Here is a 23,015-nt window from a genome sequence, read left to right on the forward strand (position 1 = left end):
TTATTTTCTTCCACTAAAAGTTTTGACATAGAAACCATGGTTTATATAGTACGGACTATGAAGAATCTCAACATTTTTTAGCTCTAGTTCTTCTTTGGAATCAATTGCAAAGGTTATCCCCTCTATAGTTCTAACTATATCCTTCTCTTTTTGCTCCTCCAGAGCAAGCCCAAGCGCCGGCTTTCCTCAGCCCCTTGATAAAACCTTTAGCTTTATAACTTTATTAGGCTGCTGAGCAGCAAAAGCTTTTAGAGCTTCTGTTGCCTCAGCATTAAATCTTATATTCATATTATCACCAACTTATTTTTTAGCTGTATTTTTAGCAAGATAGTATAGAGTTCTAACTCCTGCTCCTGTTCCGCCCTTTGAGAAGTAATCCTTGTCAGCATCCGTCCAAGCAGTACCTGCTATATCAAGGTGAAGCCATGGTTTGCTCTGAACAAATTCGCCAATGAATAAGCCAGCAGTTATTGTTCCTGCATGTCTTCCTCCAATATTCTTTAAATCTGCTATATCAGACTTAAGCATTTTCTTGTAGTCCTCAAAAGCAGGAAGCTGCCATACCTTTTCGTCTGATTTCGCTGAAGCTGCTTCAAGTTCTTTATAAAATGCATCATCGTTAGTTACTACCGCAGTTGTTGTAGTTCCAAGCGCTATCAAAGCTGCTCCAGTTAAGGTTGCTAAGTCTATAACTCTAGAAGCTTTTTCTTTCTCCACAATGTAGTAAACTGCATCAGCAAGAGTTAATCTTCCTTCTGCGTCTGTATTTAGTACCTCAATAGTCTTTCCTGCCATGGAACCAATAATATCTCCAGGCTTATAAGCTCCACCAGAAATCATATTTTCACAGGCAGCAACCACTGCCACTACATTTATCTTAAGCTTTTGATTGGCTATAGCGCTCATAGCACCAATAACCGCTGCAGCACCGCCCATATCTGATTTCATTGTTACCATTCCATCAGTTGGTTTTATTGAATATCCGCCCGAATCATAAGTTAAGCCTTTACCTACAAGTCCAAGAATCTCTGATTTATTATCTTCATTTCCAAAGTATCTCATAACAATAAGTCTTGGAGCTTTGTTTGAGCCTTCAGCTACAGATAAAAACGCATCCATCTTTAGCTCATCTATTTGAAGTTCATCAAATACTTCAACATCAAAACCAAACTGTTTTCCATACTCCAAAGCCTCTTCTGCTAGAGTTTCTGGATATAATACGTTTGAAGGTTCATTAACCAAGTTTCTAGCTATTATGGTTGCATTGGAAATGTTATTAGCTTCTTTTATGTATTCTTCAGTTTCTTTTAATTTATCCTCTGATACACCACCAAGACATATATCTAAATCAGTATGTTCCTTCTTATCTGTTTTGTATCTGTCAAATTTATAATCTCCAAATCTTAAGCCTTCCACCATGGCTTTTACTATAGTCCCGTAGCAAAGCTTGTCACTGTTTATAAGCTGAACATAAAGTGATTTTGCTTTAAGCTCTCTAGCTTTTTTAACTGCTTTTGCTGAAGCTATTCTTACCTTTTCACCATTAAGCAATTCTTCTTTTCCAAGACCAATAAATATGATATCCTGTGAAGCAGTCATTGTGCTGAATACCTCACCATGCTCACCTTTAATTTTCCCTTTAGTTTTAAGCCTGTTTAAAAGCTCTGCAGTATCCTTTGTTGCCAGCTTATCACTATCTAGTAAAACCGGAACTATAACTGCCTCTGCATCTTGGGGTTTTATATTGTTTAAGTCTATATTCATTCTTATCTCCTCCGTTTCTTAATCAATACCCATTTAGTATATGTTTATTGTGATTATAGCATTCCACATAAAGTTTATCAACTAAACATGATTATCAATTAAACAATTATCTGTAAATATAGTATTGAATTTAATCAAAAGCTCTGGTAATATATGTATGTTCACAACTGCAACATACTAAGGAGGCTAACACAATGAATATTACTAAAGTAATTAAAAAATTAATTCTGCCTATGACATTACTTACTATTTTTATTCTGTCAGGCTGTTCTCCAAAACCAGCTTCTGAGGATAAGCAAAACACAGCTAACTCAAATTCTGCTCAAAAGCCTAACAGCACTGAAAACTCTGATAATAAACCAGATCCAAATTATAAAAGCCAATACAGTGGTAAAAAGCCAATTGTTACAATAGAAATGGAAGATGGTTCAAAAATAAAGGCAGAGCTTTACCCTGATATAGCTCCAAAAACTGTAGATAACTTCATAAGCCTAATTCAAAAGAATTTTTATGATGGTTTAATTTTTCATAGAGTTATTCCAGGTTTCATGATACAAGGCGGCGACCCAAATGGTAATGGTACTGGAAACCCTGGTTACAGCATTCCCGGGGAGTTTACAAACAATGGTTTTAAAAATGATTTAAAGCATACAAGAGGGGTTCTTTCCATGGCTAGATCAAAAAGTCCTAATTCTGCTGGATCACAATTTTTCATAATGCATAAGGACTATCCTGGTCTTGATGGAGAGTATGCTTCCTTTGGCAAAGTCATTGAAGGCATAGAAATTGTTGATAAGATAGTAAATGTTAAAAGAGGACAAAACGATAAACCAGTTGAACCTCAAAAAATGAAAAAGGTTACTGTAGAAATAAAATAATAATTTATTTAAATAGAAAGAGGCTCCACCTAGGAACCTCTTTCATTATTATTCTGCTAGCTTATAAATATTGATTATATCTTGCTTATTTAGCTTAACAAAACTTCCCTGTGTAAGCGTATCCGAAGCGGTTGCTTTGTCAGCCATTTCTTCAAATCTTTCAACATCAATTCCTGCATCTCTTAGGGTTACTGGAAGCCCTATTCTTTTAAAGAAATCAGTCATTCTTTTAATGCCTTCAAATGCAACAACTTCTAAATTTCCAAATGATAAGTCTACATCCCATACCCTTACTGCAAATTGCACAAATCTATTTATATCGTGCTTGTAAACATATTTCATCCAAGCTGGGAAAATTATTGAAAGTCCAGCTCCATGTGCAATGTCATATATAGCACTCAATTCATGTTCAATTCTGTGTGAAGCCCAATCCCCAATTCTGCCTGTGCTTAACAAATCGTTATGCGCAATAGTTGCAGCCCACATTATTTCTGCTCTTGCTGCATAGTCGTCTGGCTTATCTAAGACTATTGGAGCATTGTTAATAATAGTCTTTAAGGTTGCCTCACAAAGTCTGTCTGTTAAATCTACATTCTTCTCATTGGTAAAATATCTTTCCATTATATGTGCCATAATATCAGCAGCCCCACAGGCAGTTTGATATGGCGGAAGTGTGTATGTAAGCTCTGGATTCAATATTGAAAACGCAGGTCTAATAAATTCTGAGTTAACCCCTTTCTTATACCAGCCATCTTCATTTGTTATAACTGAACTTGTGCTGGCTTCAGTTCCTGTGGCAGGAATGGTTAAAACAACACCTATTGGAAGAGCTTCTTGCGGAATAGCTTTTCCAGTATAAAAGTCCCATACGTCACCATCATAAGGAACACCTACAGCTATGGCTTTAGCAGTGTCTGCAGCACTTCCTCCGCCAACTGACAATACGAAGTTAATATTATTCTCTCTACAGAGCTTTATGCCTTCTCTTACAAGACTTAATCTTGGATTCGGCTTAACTCCAAAAAGCTCTATAACTTCAATGCTACTTTCCTTAAGAGACTTTATGACCTTATCGTAAAGCCCGCTAGCTTTTATGCTGCCTCCTCCTGAAACAAATAAAACTTTGTCTGTATATCTTCTAACTTCGGTACCTACGTTATTTTCAGTTTCTTTACCAAAAATGATTTTCGTTGCAACTTTAAAAGTAAAGTTTTGCATACTTATCACCTAGCCTTTTCTATATATTTCCATGCAAATTATATTATAGCCATATTTCTTATAAAAGAAAATACCATTTCTACTACATGAAGTGAAAATAACTAACATATATTTATCGGATATGCATTTAAATGTTCTTCATAAATCTTCCCAGTAACAATCAACAACACACAATAATACATTATATTATGGGTAGTAATTGTTAAGGAGAAGCCTGCATGTTAAAGTTTCCTGGATACGAAGCTGATATTAAAACTCTTACAAGCGAATACTCTGATGATAGTTTAGAAACTAAAATTATTAATACAATGGCTGCAAGCAAAGATATTTATAAATATAGTTCCTTAAACCAGCTTAAGTTCGAGCTGAATATGAGAAAAAATATTATCACCTCCTCTATAGAGCTAAATGATGGGAATATTAAATTTAAGGTTTTTAAGGAATCATTTTGCAATCCTACGTTTTGGGAACGAACTGAAGAAGGCGGTTTTAAGCTTAAAACTAGTGCAGCATCTTCCCAAGGCATAAATGATATTTTTAAAAACAGTTCAAAATATGGAACCGAGTGTTCTACAGCTATAGTCATGCTTTACTACAAGGCTATACTGAATATATATCCTGAGGACCTATTTGATAAATTATTTAATAATATTATTCTTCTCAATTGGCACTATTTTGATAATGACCTTCGAGTATTTAGCAGCGAAATTGAAGGAGATTTTATTCCTGGAGACTGTCTATACTTTGAAAATCCAGATTATAATCCAAAAGAACATGAATGGCAGGGAGAAAATGCCATAGATTTAGGAAATGGAAAATATTATGGTCATGGAATAGGTATTGAGGATGCTAATAACATTATTAAATCACTAAACAAGCATAGAAAATCTCATGCAGAAAAGTCTGCCTATCTAACAAAAAATGTTGCCCGCCCTAATTTCAGGCATCTGGCAGACATATATATTAATTCTCTAGAAAGATTACGTCTTGAAATGTTTAGATACTATCCTTTCTACAGATACTAAGGTATAATACTTTTAAAATAATTTATTGTAGATTGGAGTTGAAGCAATATGAAGCCTATATATATGCTCATAACAGACTGGTGCCCTCACTGTAAAAGAGCACTTGGATGGATGGAGGAATTGGTACAAGAAAATCCTAAGTACCTGGATCTTCAAGTTGAAATCATAGATGAAGAGTCAGAACCTGAGAAAGCTAAGAAATTTGATTATTATTATGTTCCTACTTATTATGTTGGAGATACAAAGGTTCATGAGGGCGTGCCTACTAAGGAAATAGTTAAAAACGTGTTTGAAAAAGCTGCAGAGGAATAATCTGCAGCTTTTATAATTTGTTTGCTTATGAGGAACTAGCTGAAGCAGCCGCTGAGGCGCTGGCAGCACAAGCTGCCGCTACCGCAGCCTGCTGCTGAGCAATAATTATTGCACTTATGCTGTTTCCCAGCGCTACTTGCATAACACCTCTTTTGACTTCATCAACATAAACGTCTGATACTATTGTAGCAGCAAGCATTGTTCTCATATTTTTATCAAGGCTCCACAAGCCATATCCATCCTCTGCATAAATATAGTCATAAACATCTCTAATATCTTTTGCTATACTATCAAGGTCAGTGGTTATGAGTGCTAACAACCCTAATGTTGCTAAACCATGATATTGAAGCTTACAGCCTTGTTTCTTAAGCTTGTCATTTAACTTAATTGCTTTACTGCATTTTTCATCTACAGTCTCTTCACCAATTGCAAGAATATGTGATAAGGTCTGAAGATAGTTTCCCTTGTAAAATCCTTCACTGTTAAGATAGTTGTAGCACCTCTCCATATCGTTAGTTGTTTCCCATACATTTAAATCTGTTGATGCTAAAACAGCTGCAAAAACATAATCATCTGCTGATGTAATCCAAAAGTGATTCTCTTTCATTTTACTATAGAATTCAGTCATTCTAACAATCTTATCATCCCATTGTTCTCTAGATGCTTCCTTGACTATTGTATAAGCTGCTATTGGCAGCTGAACACTTCTCTTTAGTCCTTTGTCTCTCATTTTGTCATAAACCTGAAGCATATTTCTAAAAAATTCCTCGTAGTTTTCTTCAATGCTTAACAAGCTAGCTAGCATAAATTCATTCGTTCCCCTAAAATAAGACGTCCAGCTTGTTTCATTCTTTATAAAATTCTTCACTTCTTTAATTTTATCCGCTTTCACTCTTTTTCCCTTTGTAGCGTATATCATAGCTGCAAAATGTTTAAAAAGATTTGTATCCCATTTGAAAGTATTCTTAAGCTCATGATAATTCTCGATCATTAAGTCAGCTTTTTCTTTTAATAATAGATCCATAATACCCTCCAAAAATGTTTTTATTAATTCTATTATAAGTTATTAATTACTATATTTCAATAATTGCTTACGTTATTTAGAATTAAATTTCCTTACAATTAATTATATAGGACTGATTTTCAAAAATAATGCATCAGAGCTTTAGTTATCGAAAGTTTTCTTCGTTTTATTATAATTTTCTATAGTTAGCCAAGCATCTATCATAAATACAAATAATAGTTTTAAGAATGTCTTAAAAGATAGTATACTTAACATGGTGTTTTAGTTTTAACAATGATTAGGGGGAATAAATAATTATGAAAAAAGAAGTTAGCATTAAAAAAATAAGACAAGATGCAGAGGATGCTTTTAGAAGAGGAGATTTCTACTGCTCAGAGGCAATTGTCAGTTCTATAAAAAATAATTTTGAACTTGATATGCCTGATGAAATGATTGCAATGGCTTCAGGTTTTCCAGTTGGAATAGGCAAATCAAAATGCGTATGTGGAGCAGTATCCGGAGGAGTAATGTCTGTAAGCTATTTCTTTGGGAGAACAAAAGGTGGAGATCCAAAGGTTCAAAGAAATCTTGAGCTTGCTAACGAACTTCAAGAAAGCTTCAAAAGTAATCACAAGGTTTTATGCTGCAAGGTTTTAACTCATGGAATGGATATGGGTTCTGGAGAACATAAAGCTCAATGCATATCCTTTACTGGCGAGATTGCACAAAAGGCAGCTGAAATAATAGTTAGAGAACTTAATCTAAAAAATATTGATGAATAATGAGGTAGCAGTATGAGATCAATACTTAAAAAACTACCTATCCCTATATCAGGACTCATGCTTGGATTAGCAGCAGCAGGAAATCTAGTATTGTCCTATGGAAACATATACAGAAATGTTTTCGGGTTTGTTTCCGCAATTATTTTAGTGCTTTTACTTCTAAAAGCACTAACTGAGCCTAAAGCTGTCACTGAAGGGTTAAATAATCCAGTAGTATGTGGTGTTATGTGTACCTTTCCAATGGGAGTTATGCTTCTATCCACTAATGTAAAGCCTTATGCGTCCAGCTTAGCTTTCGCAGCTTGGATCATAGGAGTGCTGCTTCATTGCGTAATGATTGTTTATTTTACATTAAAATATATTGTCAAGTTCAATATCAAAAAAATCTTTCCAAGCAGCTTTATTGTTTATGTTGGAATTGCAGCAGCAAGTGTAACTGCACCAACTTATAGCTTATCTGCTCTTGGAAGATATATATTTTGGTTTGCATTTATAGGCTATTTAATTCTACTTCCCATAGTTTTATATAGAGTTTTAGTAGTTAAGGAAATTCCAGAGCCAGCACTTCCAACCATAATTATATTTGCAGCTCCTGCAAGCCTTTGCTTAGCTGGCTACATGAACTCCTTTCAGACAAAGAGCATGCTAATTATAGTTTTTCTAGCTTGCTTGTCACTAATTATGACTATTGCAGCACTTTTACTTATGCCAAAAATGCTTACACTTAAATTTTATCCCAGTTATTCATCCTTTACCTTTCCTTTTGTAATAAGTGGAATAGCTATTAAGCTTACTAATGGATTTTTAATTAAAAGCGGCAAGAGTATCGGATTTCTAAAGTATATAGTAAGTTTTGAAGAAATAATAGCTGTTGCTATTGTTTTGTATGTTCTATATAGATACGTTAAATTCATTTTTGCAAATGAACGCGCTATAGAAAAAAAGTAGTTCAGCAAAAGCTTAGCACACACAAAAACAGCATGCTGGTATATATGAACTGCCCCCTGTCTACTTGGCAGTGAGCAGTTCAATATCCAGCATGCTGTTTATATTAGCATTAATTAAAACGAATCTATAAGGATATAGTTTACTTAGGATTGATAATTATTTAGGTGAAAATCTAAAAGTTGTACTTAAGTAGTACTTTTTCAGCTGAGTCCTTTAAGTCCTCCAAGGTTCCATCATTTAAGATAACCTCGTGGCAAAGATTACTTATAATGTACGGCACATCAATCTCAGTATTATGCTGAGAGCTGCTGTTTTTAACCATCTCTTGTCCGTCCCTAGAAATCAGCCTATCCTTTCTAACCTCTTCACTTACCTTTATTCCTACAATTAAATAGTTTTTATTTCTCCAATAATTTAAATCAGTTATAGTTCGCCCACCTACAACGATTGAAAGTTCATCGTTTCTTATTACTGAAAGCTGCTCTAAAAGGGCGTTGTTAAAGTCTTCTACTTTAAGATGGCTGTTATCCCATCCATACTTTCTTTGCCCTTTTTCATAGATAAGAGTGAGTATATAATCGCACATTATATCTATATCTAAATCCCTTATTCTATCTGCAAGAGTTTGACCTATATATCTTTCTTTACCTCTCCACATTGGGTTAACCTTAGATACTTTCATCATTTCTCTGCATAATACGCTTATCTTATATATTTTAGCTTTTTCTCTTAACTTACAAATCAACTCAGCAAGAGCATCCTTACCTGCACCCATTTCACCAAATATGACTATTCCGTTGTATATCTTGTCCACTTTAACCCTCCGTTAATTTTACCCTATACTAAAAGGTTATTAATCCTTTTATTCCTAGCCTCTGTTTCCATATATCAATAGAATTTTATCACATAAAACCTTAAGATAACAACTATAGAAAACTTGTATAAAAAACTTAATTACCTTAGTTAATTTTCATTTAAACCTTTATGTTTTCCAATAAATCAAAGAAATCCTCCTGGCTCTTTTTCTCTAAATACATATTCAAAAGAGTTCGAGTTGACATTTTATTAAAGCCCTTGCAGCCGTTGTCTAATATTTCTGTCAATATAGTCATAAAAGTTTCATTGCTTTTATCAACATCTTTAAGCATTCTATCAGCAAGCTCTTTGGCAAGCTCTTCCTTAATTTTTTCTCTAAGCTTGTCTGTATACTTTCTCATATATTCTTGAGCTTCCAAAGGGTACTTTGAAAAATCTCCTGAAAGTATATCTTCAATACTAATCACTAGCCTCACCCTTTCATTAATAAATAGAAGAATATATCTGCAATCTTCCCCTTCTAGTTCTTAATCCTTTTTCTTCTTTTTCTTTTGTACAGAATAACCAAACTTACCTAATGGCTTATTATAAAGTTTAAAATATTCGCCATGGGAATAAGCAATTAAATCTGCCTTTTCTAGATGAATTTTTCCTTTTTCGTCTATGATTCTATCATCTACAGAAACAGAAAGTACATCTGCTAAAAATAAATCATGGCTGCCTAGTTGAGTAATGCTCCTAAGCTTACATTCTATATTCACAGGACAATCCTTTAATGAAGGTACCGATACCTTCTCAGAAGCCTCAAGCTCAAGCTTTAGCTTCTCTATTTTATCTTCTCTCTTTCCAGACACAACTCCTACATAATCAACTATTTTTGTCATTGAAGCTGATGGAAGATTTACAACAAATTCTTCAGTTTCCTTTATGTATTCATAAGATAATCTCTCAGGTCTTATTGCGACAGTTATCATAGGTGGGCGTGTGCATGCCGTTCCAATCCATCCTACTGTAAAAACATTTACCCTGCCTTCGGAATTTTGTGAAGTTATCATAACAGCTGGCACAGGATTTAATATTGCACTGCCTTTAAAAGCTATTTTAGTCATATCTCATTTCCTTCCTTGCAATTGTATAGAATATATTATAGCTTTTTTATATTGTTTTTCAAACAAATTATAATTTTCACCTTTTGTGTCAAAAATATAACCTATAATATGATGCGTATTATTTGATTTAAGGAAGGATGTAACAAATTGAATAACGATATTATTGACTTTTGCAATAAAACTGATACTGTTTATGGAATATTAGATATATTCAAAAATGAATTTTTAACTGAATTTTGCCATTACAAACCAAAAGAAAGGCCCCCAATACTCAAGGCAATACCTTATTTATACAGGCTTTGGTTCTACTCAGTGCTTATGCTCGATACCACTATCTCTCCAAGTAGTTTTATAAACTCACAAATTAAGCAAGAATACAGCGAAGATTTCAGAGTTGTTCCCATAATTACCCCCGTCTTTAAGAACAGAGTTTTAAGAGATTTTAAATTTGAGTTTAAGACTTTTAGCGTTGAAAATCATCCTGTATTGGAAGATTTACAAATTTTTATTGAGCACTGTATTCCTGATGTAGCAGTAGATGAAAACGGCTTGCTTTTAGAAGTGGAAAGAGATGAGCTTATTAACTGTCTCACCTTTAAGGAAATTTTTTATGCTACCTTTCTTACAAACCTTGCCTACAGTTTGAATTTAATTGAAAAAATGCCTTCAATTAATACCTATAGGGCAATGGCGAATAGAATAAGAATTGAAAGTTTTTTCAAGCTTTCAGCATATGAACAACTTCAGAAAATTATTGATACAGTTATTGGAACAGCTTCAAAATCTCTGAGCAGCCTCTTTGAATTTGACAGAAAAGCCTTTTCTAAGGAAAGCTTAATGAAGCTTTTTCAGGATTCTCAAAACTTAGAGGAATACTCAAGAAATACTTTCAAGAAATACAACTTAGATATAGGTGATTTAGACCTAGAGGATCTTTACTTTAGCGCCATTGAAAATGGTGAAGAATTAAATATTCCAGAAGAAACCTTAATTGCATTGAGTATAAACGTTGAATTTAACTTTATAATGGATGCTCAGCTTTTAACCCCACTAGGACATTACCTTCAGGTTATACAGCCAATTTATAACGAAGAAATGGTATTTCAATTTCACTTTGCGCAGCTCTTAGAAGCTTATAATACAAATGTTCCTCCTATAAAGCTTTATTTTTTTATGGGGAGTGGCTTTGATATAACTTCCTTAGGAAAGAAAATACTTTTAGGTGGGAAATCTCCTAAGAATATATTTCAAGAGCTTGAAAGTCCTTATAATTATCAGGTTATGTATAACGAACTCATAAGCTACTATGACTCCGATGAGATTTTAGATGGTGATTTCGGGGACTTCAATCTTTCTGATGAGGAACTTAATAAGCTTATTAATGAGTTTAGGGATATTTTAACCCCTATTAAGGAAAATGCTAACAAATCAGCTTCATCAAAAACATCGCACAAATCCTTAATAACAAAGCCTAACCTAGCCTATACTTTTAAAGTAAAGCACTACTACAACAAGCGTTCCTGGAAAGCTATAGAGCTTAAAGGCACCCAAACCTTAGATAATTTAGCTAACTCAATAGTCAGTGCTTTTGATTTAGAATACGGTTCCCAATATTCTTTCTTTATGAACAACAAAGCTTGGGATAAAGAGTTTGAAATCACCTCACCGTATAATACAGAAAAAAAAGATATGGCTATTAACTATAAGATTCACAAACTTAAGCTTCATGAAAAACAAAAACTTTTATTTCTTTATGACTTTAATGAGGAAATAAAATTTGAAATTGAATTTACAGTAGCTAGGCCTCTTGATAAAACCATTGATTATCCTAGAGTAGTTAAAAGCAGCAGAGATTATACAAAGTAAAACTTATTCCTGTACTAAAATAAAAAGCAGTCAGCTAGGGGGACCGGCTGACTGCTTTTATGAGCTTTAAAAGCTCATATATAACTTTATGTTTATATTATTGCCAACTTCTCTCCACTTAAACATAAAAATAAAAAACCTGTAAATTAAATTTACAGGTTTGTAGGTTTCATTTATTATCTTCTGAAGCCTCTGTTGTTATTGTTGTTTTGTTGCTTTCTTGCTCTTCTGCAATCAGCACATCTTTGAGGTTCATTATCGAATCCTTTTTCTTTGTAGAAAGCTTGCTCGTTTTCACTGAATATAAATTCCTTTGAACAATCTTTACAAACTATTGTTTTATCTGCCATTTAAACATTCCTCCTTTTCGAATGATTAAGATCAATTTAGATCAACAAGTATATTCTTTATAAAAAAAGAGGATATGTTGTTTACCATATTAAATCTTAGTGTTAGACATTAATTAGTCTCTATCACTTAATCAGTATAGCAGACATATTTATAATGTGCAACATATTTATTTTTCAAAACATGGTCAATTGTTCCAAGCTATCTTCTCTTAAAGATGAAACTGATATTCCTATAAGTCTAATAGTTTCATTAAGTTCAATATCTTCTAGAATGCTGCTGGCTTCATTATATATGTCTTCTTTAGTGTGTATATAATGCATTAAGGTTTTGCTTCTGGTATGGTTTATAAAAGAAGAGGTCTTAATTTTTACTGTTACACTTTTTCCACTTACATTCTTAGCCTGCATAGTACTAGCTATAGAATCTGCAAAACCCTTCAAGTAAACCTTCAGCTCATCTTTATTCTTCGTGTCAACTCTTAGGGTTGTCTCTCTACCTATAGACTTTCGCTCTCTGTATATCTCTACCTCTCTTTTATCAATACCTCTAATTCTATCGTATATTTCAGTTCCAAACCTACCAAAAAACTCTATAAGAAGTTCCTTAGGAAGCTTATAAAGCTCCTCTACTGTAAAAATACCTATATCATTTAACTTCTTAACCGATTTTTGTCCTAACCCGTAAACCTTGCTTACTTTAAGTGGAAATAAAATATCTGGCAGCATATCCTTAGTTATCACCTTCAAACCATTCGGCTTATTCCAATCGGAGGCAAGCTTAGCTAAAAATTTGTTATAGGATATTCCTACAGATATAGTTAATCCTGTTTGCTTTTTAACCTGATTTTTTATATAGTTAGCAACTTCTAAAGGCTTTATATCTACATTTGATATATCCAGATAAGCTTCGTCTATGCTAAGCGGCTCTACATAAGGGGTCAGCTCATAAAAAATATTAAATATCTTGTTTGAAATCTCTTTATATCTTCCATATCTCACGGGAAGAAAGATAGCATCAGGACATTTTGTTCTAGCAATATAGGCAGGCATAGCGCTCCTTATACCATAAGCTCTAGCTTCATAAGAACAAGTAGCTACGACCCCTCTTTCAGTTGTACCTCCTACTATTACAGGCTTACCCCTAAGACTTGGATTATCAATTACTTCTACTGCTGCAAAAAAAGCATCCATATCTACATGCATTATTACTTTATCCAATTTAAGTCTGACCTCCGTAGAGTTTCTTGCTTAAATTATAGCACAATAAAGTTAGTTATTCTTCTTTTTCAAATAATAGTAAACAGGAAAGCCTAGCAAAGTTATTATTGTCCCGAAGATAGCATAAGACATATTCGCAATTAGTGTGCTCACAATTATATAGATGCTTCCCACAATTCCTATAATGGGTACTATAGGATACAAAGGAACATGATAAGAGGTTTTTATATGTTTAAATTTAGTTCTTAAAATAAAAATTCCTGCTACAGCCATAGTAAAGAATATCCATAGTATAAACATTACTAGGTCAGTAAGCGTATTAAAGGATCCTGATAAAACATATACGGAAGCTAGAATAACTACAAGTATGAAAGAATTTAAAGGTGTTTCAAATTTTTTATTTACCTTTCCTAAAAAGTTTGAAAATGGTAGCTGTCTTTCCTGAGCCATAGCAAAAGGAATACGTACCCCTGTCATCATATATCCATTAAGTGCACCAAAAATCGAAATGGCTATTCCAGCAGAAATAAACTTAGCGCCCAAGCTTCCAAACAATACAACCGATGCATCTGAAGCAGGCTTGCTTGAAGCTATTATAGCTTCAACAGGCATTATTTTAATAAGTGCAACATTTACTAAGGCATAAACAACTATAACTAAGAAAAGCCCTAGTATAATTGACTTTGGCAAATCCTTTTTAGGATTTTTAAGCTCCCCAGCCATATTTCCAACACTCACCCAACCATCATAAGCCCATAAAGTACCTAGAATTGCAGCACCAAGGCCTGCAGATGCGGCTCCTCCTGGTATATTAAATACGAGTCCTTTTGCCGTTCCTCTTGCAAAACCTAAAGTAATAATAATTATTATAGGTAGTAGTTTAGCTATTGTTGCTGCAACTTGTATTTTCCCTCCAAGCTTTGTAGATATAACATTCATTACAGCTATAAAGATAAGGAAAAATATAGCCACCAGCTTTTGCTGAACAGGAGTTAAATCTACAAATGAGGTTATTTGAGTTGATAAAACAATAGCTTGTGCTGCAACAGAACCTGGGACATATACTACGGTTTGTACCCATCCAAATAAAAATGCCCACTTTTCCCCATATAACTCCTTAAGATACACAAATACGCCGCCTGTTTTAGGAATTGCCACTGCTATTTCTGCAATAGTAAGTCCGGAGGCTACCGTAATAAGTCCTCCTATAACCCAAGCCATAATTCCCATAAAAGGCGAGCCTGCATTTTTAAAAACTATAGCTGGCTTAAAGAAAATCCCTGAGCCAATAACCATTCCTATAACTATTGTTATAGCTGAAAATAGTCCCAATTCCCTTTTTAATTTTCCGTTAGTATTCTCCATTTTTAATCACTCCCCATAATTATTTCATTAATTATCATATTTATGAAAGAACACCTTCATTAATTACTATTCGATGCAAGATAAAAATATCCTTTATTATTGACAAAATATTAACAATATTCTTCTTTATATTAAAAAATTTGGTTGAATGGAACGAGCAATAATATGTATAATAAATGAAGAAATTATTGCCGAAACCTATTAATGGAAAATGAGGAGAACGTTATGAGAGAAAATAGAATAAAAAAATTGACTTCACTTGCCGAAAGCAAATTCCTAAGTCTTTATGATGCTCAATATGAAAATAAAGCAGGTAAAGAAAAGCACTGGATTATAGCCTCCAGAAAAAACTTTGAGACACTAAAGGCACAATATTCAGGCGAGAAAGAAGAAAGGATAGATGCTGTAATTATTGCGGCTCTTCATAAGGAGACTAATAGCCTTGTTCTTATAAAGCAATTTAGAATTCCTCTAAATGACTATGTTTACGAGCTTCCTGCCGGGCTTTTAGATGCTGATGAATCTATGGAGACTGCAGTTAGACGCGAGCTTAAGGAAGAAACAGGCTTATCTTTAATAGATATAAACTATAATAGAAGCAAAAGAAAGGTATATATATCTGCTGGCATGACAGACGAGTCTGTTGCTATGGTTTACTGCACCTGTGAAGGTACTTTATCCAATCAATACCTAGAAGCAGATGAAGATATTGATGCAACTTTAGTATCCCAACAAGAAGCAAAAGAATTTCTTAAGAAAGATGTGAAGATGGATATAAAAATTCATATGATACTTGAAAGCTTTGCCCTTCTTGGAGAAGAATTATTTAAATAGGATATAAAAACTCCTTTTCCATAATCAAAGCTTATTGCCAAAATAACATCATTGTTTAGTTAACTAAGGCATGTTATTATTAGTACATCAACAAGTCGTGCTAGACGGGGAGCCAGCGGTGCCCTGTAGCCTGCAATCCGCTACAGCAGGGTTGAATCCCTCGTTTAGGCTTTAAGCTGTCAGGTCAGTGTAATTAAATCAGTGTTGAGAGTTTGGTCCCATGCGTCAGAGAGTCATGAAACTCGTCAGGTTCGGAAGAAAGCAGCGATAAGTGAGCCTTTCTGAGTGCCGTGGATAAACCTAACTTGAGCTGAGATAATTGCAAACGCTGATAGCTTAATTGTCAAAGCGAGGTGCACGATGTACATATAAGTACTAAGCTCGGAAAAGCCACAAATTAAGTGTTTTCGTAAAACTTGCTTTGCTGCAAATAAACGAACAACACTAAAATTTGTGGCTTTTCCTTCGTTAAGTACTTCTAATTGTTCTCTTTAATTATTTTTATCCTATTGACATCATGCATATATTCGTTTAACATTATACCTAGATTTACTATGTATCGTTATTCTATGTATAAGGAGGTTGTATTATGAAAATTAATAAGGAATTGCTTAAAGGCAGCACTGCAACTTTAGTTTTAAGTCTGCTAAACTCAAGACCTATGTATGGTTACGAGATTATTAAGGTAATCGAAACCAAGTCCAATGGAATATTCAGTTTTAAAGAGGGAACCTTGTATCCTATTTTACATTCTCTCGAAGGTGATGAAATGATTGAAGCCTACTGGAGTGACAGTGAGGAAGGCAGAAAGAGAAAATACTATAAAATTACTGACAAAGGTAGAAATCATATGGAAGAACGAAAAGAAGAATGGTCTTTGTTTAGCAATACTGTAAACAAAGTTCTGGGGGAGGTTTAAAATATGGGAAAAGATAAAAATAGCTCATTTGGCGAATACATAGAAAAAGTTTGCTCACTAGTTAAAAACAAAGATGTTCATAATAGTATAAAATTAGAACTTGAAGACCACTTGGAAACCCTTAAAGAGGAATTTATTTCTTCCGGTGTTTCTGAAGAAGAGGCAGCTATTAAGGCTGTTGCTCATATGGGTGAGGCTTCAGTAGTTGGAAATCAGCTTAATAAAACCCACAAGGCAAAACTGGACTTAAAGATTTTTGTACCTGTTATTGCTTTTTCAGTTTTAGGCCTTGTTGTAATGTATATAATACAATCCAGTAACGCTGTATCTCATGCTAAAGATATAAGAATGTTTCAACGCAGCCTTATATTTTATATAATCGGTATTTTTATTACAATAGGCTTGTATTTATTTGATTATAGAAGAATTTTACCTTATTCAAAGTATATCTACTTAGCAACCTTGGCATTAATGTTCTTAACTGTATTCTTTGGAAAATATGCAAATGGACTACCATATTTAAGCTTTGGCGGAATGAGTATTGACTTTATATACATTAGTCCATTTCTTATAACAATTTCGTTATCTGGAATATTTCAAGAATGGGCTTGGAATAGCCTTGGTGGTTTTTCCTTAGGACTATTTCTTATGATTATACCTGGCTTATTTTTATTTTTGGCTCCTAGTTTATCTGCAATGTTTATTTATATGAGCGCATGCGTGGTGTTAATGCTAGTTTCAAAAGTAAAACTTCGCTGGATTCTTGTTCCACCAGCTACTTTGCTATTCTTTGTATACCTATTTATAATTAGTGCTCCTTATAGGATTGCAAGGTTTCTTGTTTTTATTAATCCTAATCGTGAGCCAAATGGAGCTGGCTGGATATATATTCAGCTTCATAATGCAGTAAATTCAGCTGGCTTTTGGGGAAACAGAAGTAGTGATAAGTTAAATATTCCAGAGGTTCATACTGACTTTGTATTTGCTTATATGACTCATACCTTTGGATGGCTTGCCGCCTCAGCTATTGTCCTATTAATACTTTACTTTATTTTAAGAATGATTCGTGTGTCTAGCTCAGCGAAATATTCCTACGGCAAACTTTTGTCTGCTGGGCTAGTTACTATACTGTCTGCTCAATTTATATTGAGCATATTAGTTAATTTAGGCATCTCTCCAATGCTTGGTGTGAGTTTGCCTTTCATGAGTTTTGGCGGTTCTCACTTAATTATGGATATGATTTCAGCAGGGCTTATGCTTAGCATTTACAGACGAAAAAATTTATCTACTGCACCTCTGACCAGCAAAGCTTAATAAAAATTATAATAATAATATATAGCAAGGCTGTTTCTTATAGAAGAATTCTTCTATAAGAAACAGCTCTTTCATTTCGTCTATATTATCAGCCATATAAATTGTTAACAATTTATATGGTTAACAATTTATGTTCTGATGGATAAGAAGATATCATGATATCTTCTTATCTTGATTTCTTCTTATCTTGATATCAAGATAATTCCGTACTAATTGATATACTTTATTTCGCCACAATATAAACTACCAATTGTATCAGTTTTTGTATTGACTTCTCTAACAAGTAAGAATATAATTATATTTCTTGTAAAATAAAGGATGCGAGGTGATAATATGATTGAAGTCCAAAACCTAAATAAAACCTTTAAGGTAGCCAAAAGAAAAGCTGGCCTCGGTGCTGCTGTAAAATCTCTCTTTAAACCTGAATATACTACAGTTCAAGCTCTTCAAGACATTTCTTTTAATATTGATGATGGTGAAATCGTTGGCTACATTGGTCCAAACGGTGCAGGGAAATCTACAACAATAAAGATTATAAGCGGTATACTTGTACCAGACAGCGGAAATTGCAGTATTCTTGGACATACTCCTTGGAAAAATAGAATTGAGCATGTTAAAAATATTGGTGTTGTCTTTGGACAGCGTTCTCAGCTCTGGTGGGACGTGCCAGTTATTGACTCTTTCAACCTGCTTAAAGATATTTATAAAATACCTGATAAAGAATATAAAAACTCTTTAGATTTATTAACATCCACTTTAGATTTATCCACATTACTCTCAACTCCTGTTAGGCAATTAAGCCTCGGTCAAAGAATGCGCTGTGAAATTGGCGCCTCACTGCTTCACAATCCCAAGATATTATTTTTAGATGAACCAACTATAGGACTTGATGCCGTTTCTAAAATCGCTGTGAGAAATTTTATTAAAACTATAAATAAAGAAAAAAAAGTTACGGTTATACTAACAACTCATGATATGAATGACATAGAAGCTTTAGCAGAAAGAATTATTCTTATAGGTAAAGGTAAAATTCTTCTTGATGGCACGCTTACTGAGCTAAAAAATAGATTTGCAACACATAAAACACTAACTGTTGATTTTGCAGAAAATAATGAAGCTATACATATCGAAGGAACAACTATTCTATCTCGCTCAAGCGAGAGTCTATCTATGTCCATTGATTTAGATAAAATAAAAGTTTCAGAAGTAATTGGTCTTCTATCAAATAAACTAGATATTCTAGATGTTTCAGTAGAAAGTCGGCCTATAGAAGAAATCATAGTTGATTTATACAAGGAGTACGAGATATGAGAGCCTACTACTCACTGTTTAAAATGAGACTGTTAAAAGGACTTCAATACAGAGCAGCTGCCTTAGCTGGAGTTTCAACTCAATTTTTTTGGGGCTTTATGTATATCATGATTTTCGAGGCTTTCTATAAAAGCAGCTCTGCTACCCAACCCATTTCCTTTAGAGAATTAATTCAAGTGTTATGGCTTCAGCAAAGTTTTCTAGTCTTCATCATGCTGTGGATTAGAGATGCCGAACTGATAAATCTTATAACCAGCGGCAACATTGCCTATGAGCTTTGTCGTCCTGCTGACCTGTATAACTTTTGGTATGCAAAGCTTATAGCTCAAAGATTATCGGGGGCACTATTAAGATGCTTTCCTATATTGATTGTAGCTATACTTCTTCCTTACCCCTATAACTTTACGCTGCCGCCCAGCGTTGCAAGCTTCTTATTGTTTATTATCACTCTGCTTCTTGGGTTGATTCTAATAGTAGCTATTTCCATGCTCATTTACATATCAATTTTCTATACTATGTCAGGTGTAGGCTCCTTGCTTATCTTCGGTGTGTTTGGCGAGTTTTTTTCTGGCTTGGTAATTCCAGTTCCTCTAATGCCAGATGCTTTAAAAACCATAGTTTATATTCTTCCTTTCAGATACACCTCTGATCTGCCATTTAGAATTTATGCAGGTAATATAGGAATGAAGGAAGCTATACTAAGTATTGGTGTTCAGCTTGTATGGATAACCCTAACAGTTGGCATAGGAAAACTGTGGATGAGCAAGGCTTTAAAAAGGATTGTTGTGCAAGGTGGTTAATTTAGCTAATAGAACTACCAATTCAGGTTAGCTCAATTTAGAATTGAAAGGAGAAAGCATCATGAAATTATATCTAAAATACTTATCCATACTTTTCAGAAGTCAGATGGAATACAGAACCTCCTTCATACTACTTTCCATTGGACAGTTTTTCGTGCCTTTTTTAGTTTTTACTTCTATATTTATGTTCTTTCAAAGATTTGAAAGTTTGGCTGGCTGGTCTCTTTACGAAGTTGCATTATGCTACTCAGTAATTCATATTGCTTTTTCACTAAGTGAATGCTTTGCTAGAGGCTTTGATTCTTTTTCTTCTCTTATTATAAATGGAGATTTTGACAGAATTTTAGTAAGACCGAGAACAACCATACTTCAAGTGCTTGGCTCAAAGTTTGAATTCACAAGAATAGGCCGTCTCGCACAAAGTCTTATAGTATTAGTCTTCTCAATTGCTAATCTTCAAATCAGCTGGAACATACACAAGATGACTACTCTTTTACTTATGATAATAAGCGCAGTATTTATTTTCGCAGGTATATATATGCTTGGTGCAACCTTATGCTTTTGGACTGTAGAAGGACTTGAAGTAGTTAACATTTTTACAGATGGCGGCAGAGAAATGGCTCAGTATCCACTGAGCATATATAAAGAATGGTTAAGAAAATTCTTCACCTTTATTATACCTTTTGGTACAGTAAACTATCTTCCGCTTATGTTTATATTAGATAAGGCTGAAGGCAACTCTCTATTGTATATGTTTACCCCACTTTTAGGCTTAGCTTTCATAATTCCATGCGTTTTAGTTTGGAACTTTGGGGTAAGGCATTATAAATCAACAGGTTCATAAAAAGATTAGTTTTATATCAAAAACAGCGTAAATATAAAAAATATGGTTCATGAGGGTTCATTCGTATCAGCCAACTCATGAACCATATTTTTTATAATATATCGGTAATATTAAAATAATGCTTTTTAAAAAACGTCCAAATGTCTTTCTTCATCAAGATTCTTTTTAAAATCATTTTTTATCTGCAGGAACTGCTCAAGGTCATTTAAAAACTGATAGAGCATGGCCCTATTTTCGAATTCCTCTCTAGTCTTTGGAAGTTCCATTGCTTTAAAACTATCTTTCAACTCTTGCAGACCTTTCAATAACCCCTCAGCAGTATTATATTCATGAATAGAATTAGAAAGTCTTAAGGTAAAACCAGCAATCATCTCCGTCTGCTTATATGTTATAGAAAACTTTTCAAAGTGTTTTCTCATATTTTTTAAAGTTTTTAACTGCTGATACCTCATATCCATATACTTTGCATAGTAGCTGTTATCTGAAAACAAAGAATTATTAAGGCTTTTGTAAGCTCTTTCCCTTCCCTTTTTAATTTTGCTCTCAAGACTTCTAAAAAGCTCGTCTTCTTTAAGAGAAACTGCACTAAGTCTTAAAGCCTCAGACATATGCTTTAGAACATCTCTAATAAGATCTTCAATCTCAGCTTGATTAGTCTTAATTTTTTTATCGATGCTTGGCATATACAAATTCATTATAAGTGCTACACCTATACCTATAATCATTAAAAGAAGCTCATTCACAATCAAGGAAACTTCTGTGGACTTCTCCACAAGCAAATGTGTTACCAGCACAGAGCTTACGACTATTCCTTCATTAAATCTAAATCTGGCCGCTGAAGGAATAAACATTAAAAGAAATAAGCCAAAAACATAAGCATTATAGCCTAGAAAATTGAATAATACAGAGGATAGAAATAAAGCTAAAACACATGCTCCCATTCTTTGAATTGCTACCCTTATTGATTGTCTCTTGGTGCTTTGAACACTTAAAATTACTATAACCCCTGCTGCTGTACCATACTTTAATCCAAAGCTAGCTGCTAAAATCATAGCTATAGCAGCTCCTATAGCTGTTTTTAAAGTTCTATATCCTATAAATTTCATCTTTCCTCCTATTATTCTCAGTTACTGCGCTCGACACAGGTCCCATTCAAGCTCATTTATAACTTTAATCGCATAATAATTCTCATATTAGAGTAATTTTATGATAACAAAAATAACTTGTCAATTAACATAAATTATACATTAATATTCTAAATCCACTTGGTAAATACTATTTGATAGTATATTAGAAAGGATGTTTTATAATGACTTTGGCATTATTTGTACTAATTACCTGGCTGACTATTTGCACATTCTTTCTTGTCCCTAAAAGCTTGACAAAAGAAGAAAATGTTATTTTATTCTTCATCATCGATATTATCATTTCAAATATATATATTGTCCTTACTTTGAATCTGAAGCTTGTACGATATAGTTATCATTATACAGCGATTATTTCTCTTTTTCTTCACAGAAATATAATTATTCCCTTTTGCCTTTTGATATTCGCGAACCTTACCTTTAAATACTATAAACTATCTAAAAGAATATTGATAATATTGTTTTCAGTGCTGTTCCTTGTTTTCATAAAATTGATAACTATATGGGATAAGTTAGTAAACTATACAGCTTGGACTTTCTTCTTTACCACTTTTATCTATGTAGTATTACTGGCTTTTGCTTTTGTATTTATAAAAGCACTGAAGAAACTACCATGAAGGAGGGATTTTCTAAATGGCAGATTTATATGACACAGCCTTCAATAAAAATGAATGGACAATTATAGTTTTTTTATTTGTAGGACTTATCTTAATGGTAAAACTAAAAAAAATCTTCTCCTTTAAGCAAACCATAGTTTATTTTCTATTTGGCTTTTTTACTGGAATCTTATGTGATCATATCCTATCTACTCCTCCAATTGATTTGTATGATGTAGGTGATAACTCTTCCTATGAGATAATGGACTTTATTACCTATCTTATGTTTAGTCCTTTCTCATATATCTTTGTTTACGTCTATAAAAGGGCCAATATTAAACTCAAGTATACACCTATTTACATTCTTCTCTACAGCATTATTGCAACCTTGAGTGAATTGTTGGCAGATTTCCTTGGAGTTTTTCACTATAAAAATGGTTATACTCTTTACAATTCCTTTCCAACTTATTTATTAGTATTTACCTGCGAAATATATCTATATAAATTTTTAAGCTCAGGCCCTAAGGAAAGTACTTGAGACTTGTAATACTTATATGCACCTATAGCTTTATTTGCATTAAGTATAGAGAATTTATGA

General features: G+C 33.6%; 23 protein-coding genes and 1 other RNA gene. 14 read left to right on the forward strand and 10 right to left on the reverse strand.

Going from position 1 to position 23,015, the window contains the following annotated elements; translation table 11 throughout:
- Positions 1-300: 300 nt before the first annotated feature.
- Positions 301-1,764 carry a leucyl aminopeptidase gene (locus tag NBE98_RS06130; RefSeq protein ID WP_250813642.1) on the reverse strand — a complete coding sequence of 488 codons (1,464 nt, stop codon included), beginning with the start codon at positions 1,762-1,764 and terminating at the stop codon, positions 301-303.
- A 416-nt stretch (positions 1,765-2,180) separates the two neighbouring features.
- Here NBE98_RS06130 and NBE98_RS06135 point away from each other — a divergent pair, with 416 nt between their 5' ends.
- Complete coding sequence (locus tag NBE98_RS06135; RefSeq protein ID WP_250817485.1) at positions 2,181-2,642, forward strand: peptidylprolyl isomerase; 462 nt, start codon at positions 2,181-2,183, stop codon at positions 2,640-2,642.
- Positions 2,643-2,690: 48 nt separating this feature from the next.
- Here NBE98_RS06135 and NBE98_RS06140 read toward each other — a convergent pair whose 3' ends face one another.
- On the reverse strand, positions 2,691-3,860 hold the full coding sequence (locus NBE98_RS06140) for an iron-containing alcohol dehydrogenase (protein WP_250813645.1): 1,170 nt from the start codon (positions 3,858-3,860) through the stop codon (positions 2,691-2,693).
- A 218-nt stretch (positions 3,861-4,078) separates the two neighbouring features.
- Here NBE98_RS06140 and NBE98_RS06145 point away from each other — a divergent pair, with 218 nt between their 5' ends.
- Together NBE98_RS06145 and NBE98_RS06150 are read left to right on the forward strand one after the other, a co-directional pair.
- The gene (locus NBE98_RS06145; RefSeq protein WP_250813647.1) at positions 4,079-4,885 is read left to right on the forward strand and encodes a protein-glutamine gamma-glutamyltransferase; all 807 of its coding nucleotides are present in this window, start codon (positions 4,079-4,081) and stop codon (positions 4,883-4,885) included.
- 48 nt (positions 4,886-4,933) lie between these two features.
- Positions 4,934-5,197 (forward strand): thioredoxin family protein, encoded by a 264-nt coding sequence (locus tag NBE98_RS06150; protein ID WP_250813649.1) that lies wholly within the window; start codon positions 4,934-4,936, stop codon positions 5,195-5,197.
- A 25-nt stretch (positions 5,198-5,222) separates the two neighbouring features.
- On the opposite strand, the gene NBE98_RS06155 is transcribed toward NBE98_RS06150, so the two are convergent.
- A complete protein-coding gene (locus NBE98_RS06155) occupies positions 5,223-6,221 on the reverse strand; it encodes a DUF4003 family protein (RefSeq protein WP_250813651.1) in 999 nt (332 codons plus the stop codon).
- A 296-nt stretch (positions 6,222-6,517) separates the two neighbouring features.
- Here NBE98_RS06155 and NBE98_RS06160 point away from each other — a divergent pair, with 296 nt between their 5' ends.
- On the forward strand, positions 6,518-6,982 hold the full coding sequence (locus NBE98_RS06160) for a C-GCAxxG-C-C family (seleno)protein (protein WP_250813652.1): 465 nt from the start codon (positions 6,518-6,520) through the stop codon (positions 6,980-6,982).
- 12 nt (positions 6,983-6,994) lie between these two features.
- Positions 6,995-7,930, forward strand: a complete 936-nt coding sequence (locus NBE98_RS06165; protein ID WP_250813654.1) for a TDT family transporter — start codon at positions 6,995-6,997, stop codon at positions 7,928-7,930.
- Between the two features lie 172 nt (positions 7,931-8,102).
- On the opposite strand, the gene NBE98_RS06170 is transcribed toward NBE98_RS06165, so the two are convergent.
- The 3 genes from NBE98_RS06170 to NBE98_RS06180 form a co-directional block, all read right to left on the reverse strand.
- Entirely contained in the window at positions 8,103-8,744 is a 642-nt protein-coding gene (locus NBE98_RS06170) for a hypothetical protein (RefSeq protein ID WP_250813656.1), read from the reverse strand.
- A 160-nt stretch (positions 8,745-8,904) separates the two neighbouring features.
- Entirely contained in the window at positions 8,905-9,213 is a 309-nt protein-coding gene (locus NBE98_RS06175; RefSeq protein ID WP_250813661.1) for a hypothetical protein, read from the reverse strand.
- 60 nt (positions 9,214-9,273) lie between these two features.
- Positions 9,274-9,855, reverse strand: a complete 582-nt coding sequence (locus NBE98_RS06180; RefSeq protein WP_250813664.1) for a flavin reductase family protein — start codon at positions 9,853-9,855, stop codon at positions 9,274-9,276.
- A gap of 147 nt (positions 9,856-10,002) precedes the next feature.
- On the opposite strand from NBE98_RS06180, the gene NBE98_RS06185 reads away from it, so the two are divergent.
- Complete coding sequence (locus tag NBE98_RS06185; protein WP_250813666.1) at positions 10,003-11,721, forward strand: plasmid pRiA4b ORF-3 family protein; 1,719 nt, start codon at positions 10,003-10,005, stop codon at positions 11,719-11,721.
- A gap of 176 nt (positions 11,722-11,897) precedes the next feature.
- Here the strand turns inward: NBE98_RS06185 and NBE98_RS06190 are convergent, their stop codons facing one another.
- From NBE98_RS06190 to NBE98_RS06200, 3 genes are all read right to left on the reverse strand, one after another.
- Positions 11,898-12,071, reverse strand: a complete 174-nt coding sequence (locus tag NBE98_RS06190; protein WP_250813667.1) for a zinc-ribbon domain-containing protein — start codon at positions 12,069-12,071, stop codon at positions 11,898-11,900.
- Between the two features lie 174 nt (positions 12,072-12,245).
- A complete protein-coding gene (locus NBE98_RS06195; RefSeq protein ID WP_250813671.1) occupies positions 12,246-13,289 on the reverse strand; it encodes a DNA polymerase IV in 1,044 nt (347 codons plus the stop codon).
- Positions 13,290-13,340: 51 nt separating this feature from the next.
- A complete protein-coding gene (locus tag NBE98_RS06200) occupies positions 13,341-14,654 on the reverse strand; it encodes an APC family permease (RefSeq protein WP_250813673.1) in 1,314 nt (437 codons plus the stop codon).
- 225 nt (positions 14,655-14,879) lie between these two features.
- Here NBE98_RS06200 and NBE98_RS06205 point away from each other — a divergent pair, with 225 nt between their 5' ends.
- From NBE98_RS06205 to NBE98_RS06235, 7 genes are all read left to right on the forward strand, one after another.
- Complete coding sequence (locus NBE98_RS06205) at positions 14,880-15,488, forward strand: NUDIX hydrolase (protein ID WP_250813674.1); 609 nt, start codon at positions 14,880-14,882, stop codon at positions 15,486-15,488.
- A gap of 95 nt (positions 15,489-15,583) precedes the next feature.
- Positions 15,584-15,849: signal recognition particle sRNA large type (gene ffs / locus NBE98_RS06210), an RNA gene on the forward strand.
- 228 nt (positions 15,850-16,077) lie between these two features.
- Positions 16,078-16,407: a PadR family transcriptional regulator gene (locus NBE98_RS06215; RefSeq protein WP_250813676.1), complete on the forward strand. Its 330-nt coding sequence runs from the start codon at positions 16,078-16,080 to the stop codon at positions 16,405-16,407.
- A gap of 3 nt (positions 16,408-16,410) precedes the next feature.
- The gene (locus tag NBE98_RS06220; RefSeq protein WP_250813678.1) at positions 16,411-17,721 is read left to right on the forward strand and encodes an FtsW/RodA/SpoVE family cell cycle protein; all 1,311 of its coding nucleotides are present in this window, start codon (positions 16,411-16,413) and stop codon (positions 17,719-17,721) included.
- Positions 17,722-18,054: 333 nt separating this feature from the next.
- Complete coding sequence (locus NBE98_RS06225) at positions 18,055-19,032, forward strand: ABC transporter ATP-binding protein (protein WP_250813681.1); 978 nt, start codon at positions 18,055-18,057, stop codon at positions 19,030-19,032.
- Positions 19,029-19,832: an ABC transporter permease gene (locus NBE98_RS06230; RefSeq protein WP_250813683.1), complete on the forward strand. Its 804-nt coding sequence runs from the start codon at positions 19,029-19,031 to the stop codon at positions 19,830-19,832. The genes NBE98_RS06225 and NBE98_RS06230 overlap by 4 nt, the downstream gene beginning before the upstream one ends.
- A gap of 61 nt (positions 19,833-19,893) precedes the next feature.
- Positions 19,894-20,676: an ABC transporter permease gene (locus NBE98_RS06235; RefSeq protein ID WP_250813685.1), complete on the forward strand. Its 783-nt coding sequence runs from the start codon at positions 19,894-19,896 to the stop codon at positions 20,674-20,676.
- A 125-nt stretch (positions 20,677-20,801) separates the two neighbouring features.
- Here NBE98_RS06235 and NBE98_RS06240 read toward each other — a convergent pair whose 3' ends face one another.
- Entirely contained in the window at positions 20,802-21,782 is a 981-nt protein-coding gene (locus NBE98_RS06240) for an aromatic acid exporter family protein (RefSeq protein WP_250813686.1), read from the reverse strand.
- A gap of 672 nt (positions 21,783-22,454) precedes the next feature.
- Between NBE98_RS06240 and NBE98_RS06245 the strand changes: the two genes are divergently transcribed.
- Positions 22,455-22,955 (forward strand): CBO0543 family protein, encoded by a 501-nt coding sequence (locus tag NBE98_RS06245; RefSeq protein WP_250813687.1) that lies wholly within the window; start codon positions 22,455-22,457, stop codon positions 22,953-22,955.
- The last annotated feature ends 60 nt before the right edge of the window (positions 22,956-23,015 follow it).

This window comes from Clostridium swellfunianum, assembly GCF_023656515.1.
Classification (GTDB): domain Bacteria; phylum Bacillota; class Clostridia; order Clostridiales; family Clostridiaceae; genus Clostridium_AT; species Clostridium_AT swellfunianum.

Bases quoted from the DNA above. Each gene is read 5' to 3' on its own strand.
- NBE98_RS06130 (WP_250813642.1), bottom strand. From the start codon at position 1,764: ATGAATATAGACTTAAACAATATAAAACCCCAAGATGCAGAGGCAGTT.
- NBE98_RS06135 (WP_250817485.1), top strand. From the start codon at position 2,181: ATGGAAGATGGTTCAAAAATAAAGGCAGAGCTTTACCCTGATATAGCT.
- NBE98_RS06140 (WP_250813645.1), bottom strand. From the start codon at position 3,860: ATGCAAAACTTTACTTTTAAAGTTGCAACGAAAATCATTTTTGGTAAA.
- NBE98_RS06145 (WP_250813647.1), top strand. From the start codon at position 4,079: ATGTTAAAGTTTCCTGGATACGAAGCTGATATTAAAACTCTTACAAGC.
- NBE98_RS06150 (WP_250813649.1), top strand. From the start codon at position 4,934: ATGAAGCCTATATATATGCTCATAACAGACTGGTGCCCTCACTGTAAA.
- NBE98_RS06155 (WP_250813651.1), bottom strand. From the start codon at position 6,221: ATGGATCTATTATTAAAAGAAAAAGCTGACTTAATGATCGAGAATTAT.
- NBE98_RS06160 (WP_250813652.1), top strand. From the start codon at position 6,518: ATGAAAAAAGAAGTTAGCATTAAAAAAATAAGACAAGATGCAGAGGAT.
- NBE98_RS06165 (WP_250813654.1), top strand. From the start codon at position 6,995: ATGAGATCAATACTTAAAAAACTACCTATCCCTATATCAGGACTCATG.
- NBE98_RS06180 (WP_250813664.1), bottom strand. From the start codon at position 9,855: ATGACTAAAATAGCTTTTAAAGGCAGTGCAATATTAAATCCTGTGCCA.
- NBE98_RS06190 (WP_250813667.1), bottom strand. From the start codon at position 12,071: ATGGCAGATAAAACAATAGTTTGTAAAGATTGTTCAAAGGAATTTATA.
- NBE98_RS06200 (WP_250813673.1), bottom strand. From the start codon at position 14,654: ATGGAGAATACTAACGGAAAATTAAAAAGGGAATTGGGACTATTTTCA.
- NBE98_RS06205 (WP_250813674.1), top strand. From the start codon at position 14,880: ATGAGAGAAAATAGAATAAAAAAATTGACTTCACTTGCCGAAAGCAAA.
- NBE98_RS06215 (WP_250813676.1), top strand. From the start codon at position 16,078: ATGAAAATTAATAAGGAATTGCTTAAAGGCAGCACTGCAACTTTAGTT.
- NBE98_RS06220 (WP_250813678.1), top strand. From the start codon at position 16,411: ATGGGAAAAGATAAAAATAGCTCATTTGGCGAATACATAGAAAAAGTT.
- NBE98_RS06225 (WP_250813681.1), top strand. From the start codon at position 18,055: ATGATTGAAGTCCAAAACCTAAATAAAACCTTTAAGGTAGCCAAAAGA.
- NBE98_RS06230 (WP_250813683.1), top strand. From the start codon at position 19,029: ATGAGAGCCTACTACTCACTGTTTAAAATGAGACTGTTAAAAGGACTT.
- NBE98_RS06235 (WP_250813685.1), top strand. From the start codon at position 19,894: ATGAAATTATATCTAAAATACTTATCCATACTTTTCAGAAGTCAGATG.
- NBE98_RS06240 (WP_250813686.1), bottom strand. From the start codon at position 21,782: ATGAAATTTATAGGATATAGAACTTTAAAAACAGCTATAGGAGCTGCT.
- NBE98_RS06245 (WP_250813687.1), top strand. From the start codon at position 22,455: ATGGCAGATTTATATGACACAGCCTTCAATAAAAATGAATGGACAATT.